This is a genomic window from Streptomyces eurocidicus (assembly GCF_002891295.1).
Lineage (GTDB): Bacteria > Actinomycetota > Actinomycetes > Streptomycetales > Streptomycetaceae > Streptomyces > Streptomyces eurocidicus.
In genome coordinates this window covers 788756-804556 of sequence record NZ_LGUI01000002.1, presented here as the reverse complement: position 1 = coordinate 804556, position 15801 = coordinate 788756, and the positions used below count along the sequence as shown (strand labels likewise).

Sequence of the window (15801 nt, the reverse complement as noted above, 5' to 3'; positions counted from 1 at the left end):
TCAAATTCCCCGTTCGTTCTCGTGCAGCCCGTGGAACTTCAGCATGAAGTCGCTGATCAGCTTACGACCCGCACTGATCGCTTCCTCTGCCGTCTCACCGAGCACGCCCTGGCCCCCCGTCACAGCCAGTGCCCACTGCTCCGCCATCTCCACTTCCCTCTTCCGTAACTCCGCCCGCTCGGCACGGGTGCCGCCCTGATGGGTCTTCCCCGTGGGCAGCCCGGCCTCCTCGGCCTCGACTCCACGTGTCGCACGCACGGCGTTCACCATCGACATGGGGAACGATCCGCGTCCGCCCTGGCGTCCGGTGTTCTCGTGCTGGGCGAACGCCTCGTGGACGGTGAGGCCGCCCTGGCCGGGACCACGGTGCACCAGGTCGAGGGTCATGGCGGCGAAGCCCAGGTTGGCGGGGTTCCGCACCGACTCCCGTACGAACATGAGCCAGTGGAGATTCCGGAACATCGCTTCCTGCTCCGCTGTCAGTGATCCGGGGAAGCGGCCCGTCTTATGGAAGGCACGCAGCACACTCGCCACACGCTTGTCACTGAGCCCGGTGGCCTGCAGCGAGGCGGCGATCTCCGGATAGGTACCGACTCCCAGAGTGATCTGGTTGAGCTGCCCCGCCTTCTGCTGCTCCTTCACCACGGCATGGTCACTGCCGACCCTGTAGGAGTCGACCGTCCCCCACCTCGAGACATGGGGTCCGACCTCGAGCGTCCCCCCGTCGGGCCTGGAGACGTCCAAGGAGTTCCCCCGCTCCCGCAGGTAACGGACCGTCGCCGGAATGTCCTGCGCGCCCGTGGTTTCCAGTGGATGCCCCTTGCCGCCCCTGGCCTTCGTCAGCCGCAGCCGCTGCGCCGCGTCCTTGATCTCCTGCCGATCAAGGATCTCCTTGGCCACCTCATGGACGAGTTTGCGCAGGTCTTCGCCCGTCAGCCGGAAGCCACTGCCCGCCTGTTGCTCCGGGTTCAAGGTCGCGGTCACCGCGAACTGGCGGCCGGCCGAGGCCACCAGACCGCTCAGTCCGTACCACTGCCGCATTCCCCACAGCACCCCGCGCAGGGCGGCGCCCGGCAGGCCACGACGCAGGAGCTTGGCCAGTTTCGGCCTGATACGAGCGACGATCTTGGCGAGACGAGCCGCCTTGCCCGCCGGCGAGTTCTCGTGGGCGGCGCGCTCCTGCCGCGCCTTCTGCCACTTGGCCCACCGCTCGCGGGCCTTGTCGCGCAGCTTTCCGTAGCCCTCCCGCAGCTTCTGCGCGCCCTTGACGAGGACGTTGCCCAGCTTGCTGTTCCTCAGCTTGCCGCCGAGGGCGCGGACGGCACCGGTGACCTTCCGCACGGAGTTCTTGACCGTCGTCTTCACGCCGGTCAGTGCGCGCGCTCCCATGGAGGGGCCGGGGCGGGCCGGTTTGGAGGTGGCCGGTCTGCCCTTGGGGGGTGTCGCCTTGCCTGAGGGTCTGCCGGGGGCCGGTCCGGGGCGCGGGCCCGGCTTCGCCCCGGGCCGTGGGGTAAGACCGAGCGCCTGGGCCCCGCGGTTCAACCCGTCCTTGAGCCGGTTGATCGCCCCGCCCGCCGCCAGCCGGGGGCCCTTCGCCGCCTTGGCCAGCCCTTCCATGATCTTCTGGGCTATCGCCTTGAGCCGGGTGCCGACGGACTTGGCCGCCGACTTCAGCCGCGCGAGCAGGTAGTTGGTGATGAGTTCGAGGAGCACGACCACGCCGGACGCGAGCGCCTCGGCGAACAGGCATGCCGCGGCACCGCTCTTGACCGCCTTGAGGAACCTGAAGAACTTGCCGAACGCCGCGATGATCTTGTTGATGGTGCCCCAGACCGCGATCGCGCCCCGGACGATCTCGATGATCGCCGCACCGGCCGGGAAGGTGATCATCGAAATGACCCTCTCGACGACCATCGAGATGATGATCCCGGGCAGTGACTCGATCAGCGCCTCCCAGGCCATCCGACCGATCTCGGCCATCGTGTAGCAGCCCTTGAGCAGCACATCGACGACCTTCTTGCCCAGCCCCAGGACCGATTCGACCTTTTCGTTGAACCAGCCCTTCACCGCCCTCTTCACGGCGCCCCAGAGGTGGTTCTGGATTCCCTCCTTGGCCGACCTGCCCAGCTTGACCACCCAGCCGCCGGGGTCGGCCGCGACATCCACGACCAGCTCCGCGAGCTCGCCCAGCATCGCTATCGCGTTCCGCGCGAACTCGATCGCGGCCAGCACCGATTCGCGGACCTGGTCGACCACCGCCTTGAGGACCTTCTCCAGCAGGCCGAGCAGCGCGTTCAGGCCGGCGGCCAGCAGGTCGAGGAGTTTGTTGACGGCCGCCTTGAGCTTGTCCGCCCACTCGTTGACCTTGGCGATCGCCTGGTCACGCCACTGCCGGATCTTGTTCCGGAACTTGTCCCGCAGCCCGGGGAAGGCCGCCAGCAGCACGTCGCCGATGGCGATCAGCGCGTCCGCGAGCTTCTTGATGAGCTCGACGGCCAGCTTCCTGGCCTGCTCGATCGCCCAGTTGGCGAACTCCCGGAACTTGTCGATGATCCCGTTGACGATCTTGCGGAAGAAGTCGAAGATCCCGGTGATCGCGCTCAGCAGCGCGTCGAACGCCGCCTTCACCTTGGACTTGACCCAGCCCCACCAGCCCGAGGACTCCTCCTTCTTCCGCTCCTTCTCCTTACGGGCCTTCTCCTCCGCCTCCTTCCGGTTGTCCTGGATCTTCTTGTTGTCCTCGTCCTGGCGCTTGCCGACGTCCTTGTCCGTGTCGGTGCGCTTGGTGTCGATCTCCTTGTTCTTCTCGCCGTGTTCCTTCACCGCGTCGGTGTCGGCCCGGGTGATCTCCTGGTCCTGCTCCGCCTGCCACTGCGTCCGCTCGGCGCGCACCTGCTCGGCGGCCTGGCCGCGTTCGCCCGCCTGGGCCTCGGCGTTCTCCGCGACGGCGCGGTCCCGCGCCTCCTGGCTGCTGCGCCGTTCCTCGGCCTCGGACTGCTTGTGCCGGGCCTGTTCCTGGCCCATACGGCCCTGGCCCTGACCGACCGCGGCCTGGATCTGCGGGCCCCGCTCCTGCTGGGCGACGGCCGCCACGCCCGGCCCGGTGGCGGCGACCGCACCGGCCCGGCGCCGCCCGCCCGCGCCGCCGGCGCTCCCGGGCACATCGCCCCGGAGCGTCTCTCCGGGCACGTCCGGGTAGATCCGGTCCTCGCCCATCGGCTTGGCCGCGTCCTCGCGGCCGACACCGAGGATCTTCGCCGAGGAGGTCTTGAGATTCCCGGCCTGCCTGTCGGTGCGCCCGGGGTCGCTCTCCCCGCTCAACTGCACCTTCGGCGCCTTGACCGTGCGGTTGAGGGACGCGTCGGTGACGGGTGCCTCCCCCACCGCGTTCTGCACGTTCTGGACGTCCTGGGCGCTCACCTGGTTCGCCTGGTCGTCCGAGACGGCCGGGCGGGGAACGTCGGCCGCCGGGTTCGGCCCCCCGGCCTTCTCGCCCTCGGCCTTCTTCTGCTCCTTGCCGCTCTCCGCGCCCTCCCGCTCCACGTGTTCGGTGACCTGCTGCGCGGGGGCCGCTTCCTCCGGCGTACCGGAGAGGGTGCCCGGGGCGCCCGAAGGGCGTTGCGCGGTCGGGGCGTCGGCCTCCAGGGCGGCGTGCTGCTCGCCCACCGAGCGGTCCACGGCCCCGTCGACGCCGTCGAGTGTGGCCGCCATCCGGTCGGGCGGGAGCGTACCGGCCGTGGCGAGGGCGCTCTGCGGGTCCTGGCCGGAGACGTCGGGAGGAGCGGGCTGTTGCTCCGGCGCCTCCTCCTTGCCCCCCGCGGCCGCGCCGCCGCCCTCGCAACCGCCCCCGCCGCCTTCGGGTTTCTCCCCCTCGGTGGTGGGCTGCCGGACGGCCGCGCAGGCTCCGCCGCCCTTCTCCATCGACGCGTCCGGGGCCGACTGTGCCCCGGAAGCGCCCAGGCCGCCAGGGGCGTCGGTCTGCTCGGCGACCGGCCCCGGGGAACCGAGGGGGCCGGTCGCCTCGGTTCCCTCGGGCCCGGGGGTCCCGGTGGTCCCTGGGGCCCCGGGGCCCGCGCCTGTTACCGGATACGCTCGCTCCGCGGTGGCCGCGGCGGGCCGCCCGCGGTCGGCCTCGGGCCCGGTCCCCATGCCCTGCGCGAGGTCCGGCCGTCCGGACGCCCCGGCGTACGAGGGCTCGGGCGCCTCCTCCCGGTCCGCTCCCGGATCCGGGCGACCGGCCTCGGCCTGCGCGGCTGCCGGATCGGGGCCGATCTCCCGCTCGACCGGCTCGTCCGACCGGGGCTCCGGCGCGGTGTCGCTCTCCGGCTCCCTCCCGGCGCCGGGCGGAGCCGGCGCCTCGGTCGCTGCCGGAGCGGGCGGTCCGTCCACGGCCCGCGGGGCGGCGGGCGGCCGGGACGGCTCCTCGGCGGCGGCCTCGCCCTCTTCCTGTTCCCGTTGCCGCAGGATCTCGTCCGCCTTGGTCTTCGGCGGCGCGGGGAAGGAGGGCGCTTCCTGTACCGCCGTGCCTTCGGCGGCGGGGTCGAGGTGGTCGGCGGTCGGCACGGACGAGACGTCGAGGTCGGTGTCCGGGAGGTAGTCGTCCGGACGCAGCTCCGGCCCGATCGGCCCGGTGGTCTCCGGCCCTTCGTCCTTCGGGACCTCGACCTCCTTGTCGGCCCCCGGTGCCAGGCCCAGCGGCTCGTCCGCCTGCTCGCCCTTGCCCTCCTTCCCGCCGAGGAGGCCGTGCCGGCCCAGCGGGCTGTCCTCGGCCTCCGCCCGCCTGTCCACGCGCTCGGGCCGGGCGGGGCCGGGCTGCTGGTCGACGCGCGCGCCGACGACGGCCGGACGCGCGCCCGCGGCGGGGCCGTTCCGCAGCGCCTTCCGCTGTTGCTCCGGGGCGCCCAGGGCCTGCGCGGCCGCGCCGCCCGGGGAGGCCGCGCCCGGCGCGGCTCCGACGACGGCGGCCACGGCACCGGTCTCCGCGGCGGCTCGCTCCGGTTGTCCGCCAGCCTCGGGCTTCCCGGGCTCGGCTCCGGGCTCCTTTTCCTCGGTGGGAGGCGGCTTCTCCTTCGTCCGCTCCGATTCCTCGCCCGGCTCCTTGCCCTTCTCCTCCGGTGATTCCTTGTCCTGCTCCTCGCCCTTCCCCTCCTGCGATTCCTTGCCCGGTTCCTCGCCCTTCCCCTCCGGCGTTTCCCCGTCCTTCCCCGCGGAGCCCTTCGCCCCGGGGGCCTCCCCTTCGGGATCTTTCTCCCCCGGCTTCGGGGCGCCCCCGCCCGCCTCGCCCTCCTGCCCCTTCGGCGGGGTGCCGGGCCCGCCCTCCGCCTCCCCGCCGGGATCACGCGACGGTTCCGCCACCGGCCCCGGCACCGTCCCCGCGTCCGCCTCCGCCGGGCCGCGCTCGCTCCGTTCCACCAGTTCCAGCAGCCGCTCGTGGTCCGAGGACGGCAGGCGGAGGGTGAGGCGGTCCAGGACCGACTCCTTCAGCTCCGGGGCGAAGCGGGTCAGCTGCTGCCGTACCCGGCCGGTCGCGTCCGTCGGGTCGCCGCGCAGCGAGCGGACGATGCCCGCCGTGAGGCGGTCCACCAGCGTGGCCGGGTCCAGGAGTTCCGTACGGAAGCGGTCGGCGCTCACCCGGGCGTAGCGCAGCCAGCCCGGGGTGGCGTTCCGCGTCACCCCGGGGCGCGGCAGGTCCGAGCGGGCGCCGTCCTCGGCCTGTCGTTCCACCGCGTCCTGCGGCATGCTGACCGCGCCCAGGTCGCGGCCGGCCTTCAACGCGCCCAGCGGGTGCGGCGCCTGGACCGTGTGCAGCAGTTCGTGGGCGACCAGCCGCCGGCCGTCCTCCGTCCCGGGGCGGAACCTGCCCTCGGCGAAGAACACGTCCTCCCCCACGGTGACGGCGTCCGCGCCCAGCAGGTCGGTGAGCAGCGCCGCGTCCGGGTCGGTGTGGACGCGCACCCGGCTGAAGTCGTGGCCGAGGCGTTCCTCCAGTTCACGGCGGAGCCCGAGGTCGAGCGGCTGGCCGGCGCCGGTGATGATCTCTTTGGGTTCCGGGGTACGGGCCCTGGGCGCGCGGGCCTCGCGCCCGCGCTGCCGCTCGGCCTTGCCCGCCGGCCGCTGATCCGCCGACGACGTCTGCAACCGGCTCATGCGTCTCGCCCCCCGGTGCCGGAACCGGAACCGCGGCCGGGCTCCCCCGTGTCGCCCCGCCCCGCCAGGCCGGCGTGCACCGCCCGGGCCAGCGCCGTGCCCAGCCGGTGCGGTGAGGCCGTACCGGGCAGCGGCGGCAGGCCCCGGACGAGGTCCAGGGTGATTCCCGTGTCTCCGGCCAGGGGGACGCCCCGGTCCCGTACCAGCCGGTGGAGTTCACGCCGGAAGGCGTCGGCGAGGAGGTCCCGGTCGACGTGTTCGAAGCCGTGCAGGACGAGTTCGCCGATCTCGACGTCGACGCGCCCCGGATCCGTCACACCCATCCGCGTACCTCCGAGGGGGTCAGCGAGCGCTCCAGCTTCACGTACTCCGTGCGGGCGGCGGCCAGCATGTGCCGCATCCGCAGCGGGCTTCCCTCGTCGGCGGCGAGGAACGCCGCCGACAGCGCGATGTTCCTGATGGAGCCGCCGGCCACGGTGAGCTGGGCCAGCCGCTCCGGGTCGAGGGCCTCGCTCGGGGTCTGCTTGGGGATGACGCGGCGCCAGATCTCGGCCCGCTCCGGGGCCCCGGGGAAGGGGAAGTCGACGATGAAGCGGATCCGGCGCATAAACGCCTGGTCCAGGGCCGTCTTCATGTTGGTGGTCAGGACGGCCAGCCCCCGGTACGCCTCCATGCGCATCAGCAGATAGCTGACCTCCAGGTTGGCGTAGCGGTCGTGGCTGTCCTTGACCTCGCTGCGCTTGCCGAACAGCGCGTCGGCCTCGTCGAAGAGCAGCAGCGCGCCGCCGCGTTCGGCGGCGTCGAAGACCCTGCGCAGGTTCTTCTCGGTCTCGCCGATGTACTTGCTGACGATCTGGGAGAGGTCGATGACGAACAGGTCGACGCCCAGTTCGCCCGCGACGACCTCGGCGGCGAGCGTCTTGCCCGTGCCCGAGCCGCCGGCGAACAGGGCGGTCACCCCGAGGCCGCGCCGGAGCACCGCTTCGAAGCCCCACTCCTGGTAGACGGTGGCGCGCCGCCGCACATGGGCGACGGCTTCCCGCAGCGCCTCGCGCTGGCGGTCGGCGAGTACCAGGTCCGCCCAGCCCGCCCGGGGTTCGATCCGGCGGCCGAGCTCGTCCAGGGACATCCGGGCCTCGGCCAGGCCCGCCCGCCACGCCAGCCGTTTGGCGTCGCCCTCGGGCGCCCGGCGGACCGCCGCGCCCGCCGAGCGGATGACGTGCGCGGGAAGCGAGAACTGGGCGACGAGATCGCGCACGTCCTGTTCCCGGACGCCCTCGACCCCCTCCAGCGCGCCCTTCCACAGCCGGAGCTGCTCCTCCGGGGTGAGGGGTTCGGCGGTGACGCGTTCCCGCCGGGCCGTGGCGCCGGGCAGGGGTTCGTCGCTGGAGAGGATGACGGGTACGGGCAGCTCGGCGAGGAACGCCTCGGCCGCGCCTCGGCGTTCGCCCGTACGGTCGCCGCCCTCGATCAGCAGGGCCGCGGGGAGCAGGACGGCCTCGCGCTGCCAGAGCCGGGCGAGCCGGTCCCGTTCGGCGGGTTCGGTGGGCAGGTCGTCCGCGGCCGCGGTGTACAGGGCCAGGCCGGCGCGGTCGGCGGCGGTGGCGGCGATGTCCCAGCGAGTGTCGTGGTCGGCGCCGACGAGTTCGGCGTGCGGCGGCCCGTCCAGCCCGGCTCCGGACCAGGCGCGGGCGATGCTCTCGGCGGCGTCCTGGTGGCCGGGGGGCAGCGGCTCCCGGCGCGGGGTGCGGTGCCTGAGCAGGCCGTGCAGGCGTACGTCCAGGTAGGGGACGCCGACCAGGAAGTGCAGGACGCGCTCGTCCACCCGTAGCCGCGAGGTCGTCGGCGAGGTCTCGTCGTCGAGCTCGACCAGCCGCCAGCGGCGCAGGGCCCCGACGGGGGTCAGCGCGCTCCAGTGCGGTGCGTCGAGGGCCGCCAGCGCGAGGGCGAACGTGGGGTGGGGGCGGGCCGGGTCGCCGCAGGCGGCGGCGCACCGGGGGCCGGTGGTCGGGTCGGTCTCGGCGGCGGTGGCGAGTACCAGCACGTCGCGTTCGAAGGGGGTGAGGCCGAGGCAGGAGACGAGGACGCTCAGGGCGTCGGCGGAAGGGATCCGGATGTCGGGCGAGGGCTCGGTGGCCTCTGGGGAAGGCTGGAGCTCGGGCTCGACGGCCTCGGGCGAAGGCTGGATGCCGGGCTCGACGACCTCAGCGGAGGGCTCGGCTCCGGGCCCGGCGGCCTCAGCGGAGGGCCGGGGCCCGGGCTCGGCTGCCTCGGGCGAGGGCCCGGGCCCGGCGGGAGGGGTGGCCGCGGCGCCGCGCCCGGCCGCGGCCTCGCGGCCCCCGGTGGCCGGGGGCGCGGACGCGTGGGCGTCCAGCCGCCGCAGCACCGCCTCCACGGCGGCGGCGAGCGCCCGCTGGTCCACGCCGTGCCGCTCGGTCATACCGTCCGCCACCTCGTCCCGTCCCCCCGTACCGTCACGGCCCCGGCCCCCGTCAGCGCGTCTCGTCGAGGTCGGCCAGGGGGCCGTCGAAGACGCCCTCGGCGGAGAAGGTCAGCGCGCTCTGCACCCCGTCGACCTGCACCCGCACCAGGTAGACGGCCGGCCGCACCTTGGCGACGGCGATCCTCAGCCGCTTGGGGTCGGGCCGCTGGCCGAGCGGGAACGGCGCGCGGAACTGGTATCCGGCGGCCGGTCTGCCCGGGGGCGGCTGCCGCTCGTCCAGCAGGAGCAGCACCCGTTGGTCGTCGCGGAGCGGCATGTCCAGGTCGAGGACGAGGACGGCGGACACGCTGTCGTGGCCCGTACGGCCCTCCACCCGGACGGGACCCGCGAGGCCGGGGCGGCGGGCGAACGTGACGGCGTTGGACTCCAGGCCCCAGTGCGGGGTGGCCGGGAGGCCGAGGTTCACGGCCTGGAGGAGCTGCACCTGGTGGGTACCGGGCGGCAGGTCGGCGGGCACCCGGACGACGGCTTCGTCGTCGCGCACCCGGCCCGCGTCGAGCGGCAGGTCGCGGCCGCCGAGCCGGGCCGCGACCCGGTCGGCGCGGAGTCCCGTGCCGCGCAGGACCAGTTCGTTGCCCGCCGGCACCGGGCCCTCCACCGGTTCGGTGCCGGGCGGCGAGCCGGCGGGGCGGGAGAGCAGCCGGTCGATGAGGGGCTGCCGGGTGGGTACGGCCCGCACGGTGCGGCGCAGCACGGGTTTCCCGGCGACGGGCTCCTGCCGGCCGTCGATGAGGACGGCGGTGCCCTGGTAGGTGAGGGACAGCGCGTAGGGCGTCTGGAAGAGCATGGACCAGAGCTTCGAGGCGTCGTCCACGTCCATCTGCGAGGGCGTGAAGCGCACCCGCTGGGGTGCCGCCGCGAGGTCGCTGCCGGTCAGGAACGGTGCGGCGGCCGCCTCGTCGATCAGTTCCTTGGGCAGGGTGGGCAGTTCGTGCAGGGTGCGGACGACGGAGCCGAGCAGCCGCTGGGCGACGAGTTCGCGCTCGTCGCCGTAGAAGCTGATCAGGTAGTGCAGGTCGAGGGCTGCGGCCGGTCTGGTGAGCAGGGTGCCGTCGCCCGTGCGGGTGGGGGTGTCGCGGTTGCGCAGCGCCGCGTTGGGGGTGGCCTGGTAGAGGAAGACGGTGATCGTGGGCTGGGCCGGGGTCTGGGCGGGCGGTTTGACGGCGGCGACGTCGACGGCGAACGGGACGTCGAGGGCGACGGAGTTCGCGAGGAGCAGGCGCAGCGCTTCGGTGACGGTGGCGACGGCCAGTGAGTTGCTCATGCGCCCTGTCCCTTCGCGCCGCCGAGGTACCGGTCGAGCGTCATCACGGGCTCCGGGCGTCCGCCGCGCCCGGTGCCGGCGCGCCCGCCCGGTGCCGGCGGGTCCTGCCGCCGTTCGGCCGCCGTGACCTCCAGGCGGCCGATGCTGACGTGGACGACCCGCTCGGCCGGCTGCCGGCGGCGGCGGTCACCGGGGGCCGCGCTCGCGGCGGGGCGCTGCGGCGGCCTGGGGCGGACGGCGGGCGCGGGCGGGGCGGCGGAGCCCGGGCGGCGGTCCGGGAGGCGTTCGGGGCAGGAGGCCGCGCGGTGGGTCCGGCGGACCGTCCGACGGCTCCGGGCCGTGCGTCGGCGAGGCGCCGCCGCGGCGCCCGGTCGCTCTCCGCGGGGGCGGTGGTGGCCGGTGGCAGCGGTGGGGCGACGAGGAGCGGGCGCGCGGGTACGAGGCGTACCGCCGACGCGGCGGGGTGTTCCCGGGCCGGTGCCGCCGCGCGGGGCGGCGCGGCGGCGGTGGTCGCGGCCGGGCGGAGCGGCGCCGGTACGGGCGGTGTCCCGGAGGTACGGGCGGGCGGGGGTGCCGGTGCGGGTTCCCCGGGCGGGCCGGGCGTGCCGGGCTCCGTCGTCCCGGCCCGTTCGAAGGGTCCCGGCAGGCGGGGGCGCAGCCGGGGCACGTCGGCGGGCGTGCCCGCGCGGGTGGGCGCGTGGCGGGCCAGGAGGCGGTCGAAGAAGTCAGGCATCCGCACACAGCTCCAGGTAGTAGCGGCGCCGCAGCGGGCTGAGCGCCAGGATCTCCGGTTCGCTCCAGCCGTACGCGGTGGCGAGCAGGTGGACGTCCAGGAGGGTGTCGCGGGCCCAGGCGTCGAGCTCGGCCCACAGGTAGGAGGCGATGTCGAGTTCGGCCCGGGTGGCCTGCCCGCAGGCCGGGCAGGCGACGTTGAGCGTGACGTCGGCCAGTGGGTCGGCCGCTTCCGAGGCGGCGGCGATCCGTCGTCGTACGGGCTCGGGCAGGTCCGGGTCCGCGACGGGCCGCCCGCCGCGTTCGGCCCGGACGACGCACCGGGCCAGCAGGGCCGCGCCGGCCCGGTCGGCCGGTACGGTCGCGACGGCGGCGAGGTCGGCGGGGCCGGGCAGTCTGAACTCGACCGTCCACTCCCCCTCTGCGACGCGGAGGGGAGCCCCCGGTGCGGCCGGTCCGGCCGCGCCCAGCCCCGCCGCGTCGAACGAGAACTCCATCTCCTCCCCGCACCGGGCGCAGTCGGCGCGCACCTCCAGCTCCGTGCCGAACAGCGCCCGCCGGACGGCGAACAGCTCGGCGTCGCGCCGCCCCACCGGAACCGAGAGCAGTTCCCCGGCTCCGGTGCCGGGGCGGGCGAGGCCGTGCAGGAGGAGGGCGCGCCCGCCGTCGTCGGACGCGAGGCCCGCCTCCCACGCGGCGAGCAGCACCCCGGCCTCCAGGTGTTCCATCCGTGACCGGCCTAGGCCGGCTGCTGGTACGAGGGCTCCTCGGGCTCCGGGACCTCGTAGTCCCGCTCCCAGCCCTCGCATTCGAGCTTGAGGCTCTGGATCGCCACCGCGTTGGCGTTGGCGTCCAGTTCCCCGACGATCTGGTACTCGCTGATCCAGGCGCGGTAGAGCTTGTGGGAGACCGCGACCTGGCCCGCCTCGTTGAGCACCTGGATGACGATGTCCTTGCGGAAGTCGGCCAAGGAGACCTCGGAGCCGCGGCCGGCGCCGACCATCCACACCTTGTTCGCCCAGCGGTCGAACTCGGTGTCGTGGGTGACGCCGCGCTCCAGCGTGACGGCCTCGAACTCGGTGCGCCCCGGCGACTTGCGCGGGGAGCTGGCGTCTCCGCCGTTGCGGTGCTTGACCACCTCGGTGGTGCGCTTGAGTGGACTGATCTTGCTGACGCCTGCGACGACGCGCCCGTCCCAGACGACCAGGAACTTGAAGTTCTTGTACGGGTCGAACCGCTGCGCGTTGACCGTGAACTCGGCCATGGAGCTCCTATACCTCGATCTGTCCGGCCATCTGCTCGATCTTGACGATCACGAACTCCGCGGGCTTGAGCGGCGCGAATCCGACCACGACGTTCACCACGCCGCGGTTGATGTCGTCCTGCGTGGTGGTGTCCTTGTCGCACTTGACGAAGTACGCCTCACGCGCGGCGGTGCCCTGGAACGCGCCCTGTTGGAAGAGCGTGTGCATGAACGCGCCGACGTTGAGCCGGATCTGCGCCCACAGGCGCTCGTCGTTGGGTTCGAAGACGACCCATTTGGTGCCGCGGTAGAGGCTCTCCTCGAGCATCAGCGCCAGCCGCCTGACCGGCACGTACTTCCACTGGGAGGCGAGGACGTCGGCGCCGGCCAGCGTCCGCGCGCCCCAGACCACGGGGCCGACGACGGGGAACGAGCGGAGGCAGTTGAGCCCCACGGGGTTGAGCAGCCCGTTCTCCCGGTCGGTCATCGGGACGGTGAGCGCCCGCACCCCGTAGAGCCGGGACTCGGTGCCGGCCGGCGCCTTCCACACGCCGCGCTCGCTGTCCGTGCGGGCCATGATCCCGGCGATGGCGCCCGAGGGCGGGAAGGCCCGCAGCCGCCCGGTGACCAGGTCGACCATCTCCAGGTGCGGGAAGTACAGGGCGGCGTGGGTGCCGGGGACGGACTCGAAGGTCGAAAGCCCCGCCCGTGCGGCGTCCAGGCTCCGCCAGGCGGCGGGTGCGTCGGCGACCAGGAACATCCGCTTCTCCTGGCACAGCGCGGCGGCCGCGGACAGAACGGTGGCGGCGTCGTCCGGGTTGGGGTAGGCGGCGACCTCGGGCAGCAGCAGGAGGTTGACGTCCTGGACGTCGCGCAGGGCGTTGATGCCGGTCTTCCCGGCCTCGCTGCCGATGAGGTCGACCGGCCCCGGCGGGCTCGCGTCCTTACCGTCCTTGAGCTCGAAGACCGGCGGCCGGGCGAAGTCCTGCAGGCCGAGCGGGCCCGCGGCGTCACCGGTGAAGCTGACCACGTCGTCCTTGTCGAGGGAGCCCGCGACGACCTGGAGCCGCTGCCCGAAGGCGGTGACCCGGGTGCCCGCGAAGGCGCGCTTGCCCGGGGCGTCGGGCAGCGCCCGCAGTTTCCGCTCCAGCAGGAGGGCGAGCTGGGCCACGTTCTTCGGCTGCTCCTTGCCGTCGGCCTCCGCGTCGTAGATCTTGAAGGTGTGCTTGACGGCGCCGATCCTGACGTCGACCGCCACGGCCAGGTCGGGAAGCTGTGCCCCGAACGGCTTGGAGACCGTGCCGACGGGATCGGGCCGGCCGCGGCCCGCCACCGAGGCCACCTGGACCAGGGACGAGGCGGAGTCCACCAGGGCCTTGACGTAGCGGGGGTGGGCCGGGTCCATGGAGACCCCGGTGAAGGACTCCCGCGCTCCGCCGGAGCTGTCGAAGACGTGCAGATTGAACGTGTCCTTGGGCTTCTGCGTGTCGTAGTCGACGGCGACGCGCAGCTCGGAACCCCATTTTCCGGGCTCCTTGGCGGCAAGTCCCAGTGCCGCGGCGGCCGTCTCGGTCTCGCTGGACACCAGCGTCACAGCGGCGGACTCGCCCGTTCCCGCGGCACCCACCCGCACCACGACCGCGACCGATCCTCCGTTGAGGAAGAACTGCTGGACGGCGTAGCTGACCGCGCTCTCCGAGGCCAGACCGCCGAACCGGCGCTCGTAGTCCGCGAAGCTGGTGAGGGTGACCGGACGGTTGACCGGACCCCGGCGGGTGTGCCCGAGGAAGGCGGCCACGGACGTGGTGACCGCCGTGATGGTACGGACGCTGCTGGGAAGTTCTTCGATGTAGACGCCGGGATAGGTCGGTTGCACCGGCATTGACCCTCCATTTCCTCCAGACGTCAAGAGATATGAAGGGGAGGTGATCTTCATAAGGCCGCTACGCGCCATACGTGATTGCGCACGCGAATGCGTAATGGGATGTTCCCCGTCATAAACCTCGCGACTCCATGCCGCGAGGGACTCAAGCACCCGCTTGTGACTCCTGGCGCCTTTGCGCGGGCCCATCATGAGCCGAGTCGGAACACCAAGTCAAGATCCTGGAACGACCCAGATATTCCTCAACTTCCTTGCCGTGAAGATCAGTTGATGATGGAGATCCACTCCTGGGCATTCGATCAATGAAATGCGGAAATTTGAATTCCGGCCCATGCGCCGGCCTCCCGCACCCGGGTACCGGATTTCCGGCCACCACGACCCCGCGGCGGGTGGGAGGGAAGTGGGGCCCGTAAGGGGCCGTCGGCTCATGACCCCGGGATGCCGGGCGGCCTGCCCCTACGCCCGCGGGCCGGGCAACACCGGCCCGGGCGAACCCCCGGCGCCGGGTCCGAGAGCCCCCGCCCGCACCCCCACCGTGATCGATCTGCGGGCGGATCACTACAGCATGCTCAAGAACCCGGACGTCGACGAACTCGTCCAGGCCATCCGCCACCGCCTCGGAGCCGGGCGGCCGTAAGAGGACTCCCGCGCGGGAACCCGCCGCCCTCAGGCGGCCGTGTCGCACAGGCCCGTGGCGGCCGGTGCCGGGGTGCGCGCGACCTGCCGCAGTGCCGCCTCCAGGTCCCGGCCCAGCCGCCCCATCCGCGCCCTGCCGTACACGGCGGTGTCGTACTCGACCTGTACGGTCAGCCGCCCGTCATAGGTGAACGCGGTCAGCTTCGGCGGCATCCCCGCCGCCATCGCGTACCCCTCGTCGCGGACGACGCTCAGCCCCACGGGCGTCGGGTGGCGGGGAATCCGGCCGACGTTGGACACGGCGATCGTCGGCCGGGCGCGGAGCGCCGCCGCCTCCGCCTCACCGCGGACCCGCTGCGCGGCGAGCAGGAAGCGCGCGGGGTCGCGCCGGGCCAGGGCGGCGCGGACGTCGGCGGAGACCTCCCGGGCGAGCGCGAAGGGGTCGGCGCCGGCGTCCACCGCCAGCAGCGTGCCGAGCCCGGAGGCGCAGTTGAGCACGGTGCTCGCGGGCAGCTCGGGCCGGAGCGAGGAACGCAGGTCCGCGGCGTTGCCGCAGACCATCGACAGCGCGCCGACCGCAGGCTCCAGCAGCGCCCGGACCGCGGCGAGCGCCGCCCCGCACAGCAGGGCGCCCACGGTCAGGCCGTGCGCGCGGGCGGTGGCGGCGAGCGCCCCGGTGGTCCCGGCGTCGAGCTCGACGCGGTCCAGGGCGAAGCGGCCCAGCGGGTCGTCGGCCGCGCCGTCGGCATCCGGTCGCAGCGTCGCGGGCGCCGGTCCGCCGGAAGCGGCCCCGGCCATCAGGTCGAGGAGCTCGGTGACCTCGGCGTCGGTCACGACGGGGGCGAGTCCGGTGTCCACCGCGTCCGGCAGCCGGTGCTCGACCGGAGCGGGCAGGCCGGTGCCGGCGGCCAGCGCGGTGTAGCGCCGCCACATCTCGTCGAGCAGCGCGAACGCGGACCGGCCGTCGGCGATCCCGTGGTGGATCACCAGCACCACCCGGCTCGACGGGCCGTCGCGCAGCAGGCATGCCCGGAACAGCCCGGCCGCCCAGTCCTGCGGGGAGTTGACCAGCCGGAGGTACGCCTCGTCACCGCCGTCGGCGACGTCGAGCTCCGGCCGGAAGTCCGGCCGGACCCGGAACGCCAGGGCCCCGTCGCCGCCGCCCGCCACCACCCGGCAGCGCAGCAACGGATGCACGGCCGCCAGTTCGGCCAGGACGCGCCGCAGCGGACCGGCGTCCACGGTGCCGCGTACGACCGACCCGACGAAGAGGGGCATCCCGGCGACCGGGACGCTCCCGAACCGCGCCGACGCGCTGAAGTATCCGGTCTCGAAGGGGGAAAGGACGCGTTGCGTGGTCATCTCAGGGCTCCGTGGCTCAAGGTCTCGCCGCC

9 protein-coding genes are annotated in these 15801 nt (G+C 73.7%); 1 reads left to right on the top strand and 8 read right to left on the bottom strand.

The window, feature by feature from the left end:
- The 7 genes from AF335_RS08355 to AF335_RS08315 form a co-directional block, all read right to left on the bottom strand.
- The gene (locus tag AF335_RS08355) at positions 1-6147 is read right to left on the bottom strand and encodes an eCIS core domain-containing protein (RefSeq protein ID WP_102917618.1); all 6147 of its coding nucleotides are present in this window, start codon (positions 6145-6147) and stop codon (positions 1-3) included.
- Positions 6144-6470 (bottom strand): hypothetical protein, encoded by a 327-nt coding sequence (locus AF335_RS34490; protein WP_102917617.1) that lies wholly within the window; start codon positions 6468-6470, stop codon positions 6144-6146. Before AF335_RS34490 ends, AF335_RS08355 begins: the two co-directional genes overlap by 4 nt.
- Positions 6461-8587, bottom strand: coding sequence for an ATP-binding protein (locus AF335_RS08345; protein ID WP_102917616.1), 2127 nt, complete (start codon positions 8585-8587; stop codon positions 6461-6463). The genes AF335_RS34490 and AF335_RS08345 overlap by 10 nt, the downstream gene beginning before the upstream one ends.
- Positions 8588-8639: 52 nt before the next feature.
- A complete protein-coding gene (locus tag AF335_RS35465) occupies positions 8640-9914 on the bottom strand; it encodes a Pvc16 family protein (RefSeq protein WP_228773483.1) in 1275 nt (424 codons plus the stop codon).
- Positions 9915-10639: 725 nt separating this feature from the next.
- Positions 10640-11374: a hypothetical protein gene (locus tag AF335_RS08325; protein WP_102917613.1), complete on the bottom strand. Its 735-nt coding sequence runs from the start codon at positions 11372-11374 to the stop codon at positions 10640-10642.
- An 11-nt stretch (positions 11375-11385) separates the two neighbouring features.
- Complete coding sequence (locus tag AF335_RS08320) at positions 11386-11910, bottom strand: phage tail protein (protein ID WP_087924793.1); 525 nt, start codon at positions 11908-11910, stop codon at positions 11386-11388.
- 7 nt (positions 11911-11917) lie between these two features.
- The gene (locus AF335_RS08315) at positions 11918-13771 is read right to left on the bottom strand and encodes a phage tail sheath family protein (RefSeq protein ID WP_102917612.1); all 1854 of its coding nucleotides are present in this window, start codon (positions 13769-13771) and stop codon (positions 11918-11920) included.
- 427 nt (positions 13772-14198) lie between these two features.
- Here AF335_RS08315 and AF335_RS08310 point away from each other — a divergent pair, with 427 nt between their 5' ends.
- The gene (locus AF335_RS08310; RefSeq protein ID WP_102917611.1) at positions 14199-14408 is read left to right on the top strand and encodes a hypothetical protein; all 210 of its coding nucleotides are present in this window, start codon (positions 14199-14201) and stop codon (positions 14406-14408) included.
- Positions 14409-14437: 29 nt separating this feature from the next.
- On the opposite strand, the gene AF335_RS36160 is transcribed toward AF335_RS08310, so the two are convergent.
- Positions 14438-15769 (bottom strand): phthiocerol/phthiodiolone dimycocerosyl transferase family protein, encoded by a 1332-nt coding sequence (locus tag AF335_RS36160; RefSeq protein ID WP_102917610.1) that lies wholly within the window; start codon positions 15767-15769, stop codon positions 14438-14440.
- Positions 15770-15801: the final 32 nt, after the last annotated feature.

Excerpts from the sequence above, each read along its gene's own strand:
- AF335_RS08325 (WP_102917613.1), bottom strand. The coding sequence starts at position 11,374 with ATGGAACACCTGGAGGCCGGGGTGCTGCTCGCCGCGTGGGAGGCGGGC.
- AF335_RS36160 (WP_102917610.1), bottom strand. The coding sequence starts at position 15,769 with ATGACCACGCAACGCGTCCTTTCCCCCTTCGAGACCGGATACTTCAGC.
- AF335_RS08355 (WP_102917618.1), bottom strand. The coding sequence starts at position 6,147 with ATGAGCCGGTTGCAGACGTCGTCGGCGGATCAGCGGCCGGCGGGCAAG.
- AF335_RS08320 (WP_087924793.1), bottom strand. The coding sequence starts at position 11,910 with ATGGCCGAGTTCACGGTCAACGCGCAGCGGTTCGACCCGTACAAGAAC.
- AF335_RS08310 (WP_102917611.1), top strand. The coding sequence starts at position 14,199 with ATGACCCCGGGATGCCGGGCGGCCTGCCCCTACGCCCGCGGGCCGGGC.
- AF335_RS34490 (WP_102917617.1), bottom strand. The coding sequence starts at position 6,470 with ATGGGTGTGACGGATCCGGGGCGCGTCGACGTCGAGATCGGCGAACTC.
- AF335_RS08315 (WP_102917612.1), bottom strand. The coding sequence starts at position 13,771 with ATGCCGGTGCAACCGACCTATCCCGGCGTCTACATCGAAGAACTTCCC.
- AF335_RS35465 (WP_228773483.1), bottom strand. The coding sequence starts at position 9,914 with ATGAGCAACTCACTGGCCGTCGCCACCGTCACCGAAGCGCTGCGCCTG.
- AF335_RS08345 (WP_102917616.1), bottom strand. The coding sequence starts at position 8,587 with ATGACCGAGCGGCACGGCGTGGACCAGCGGGCGCTCGCCGCCGCCGTG.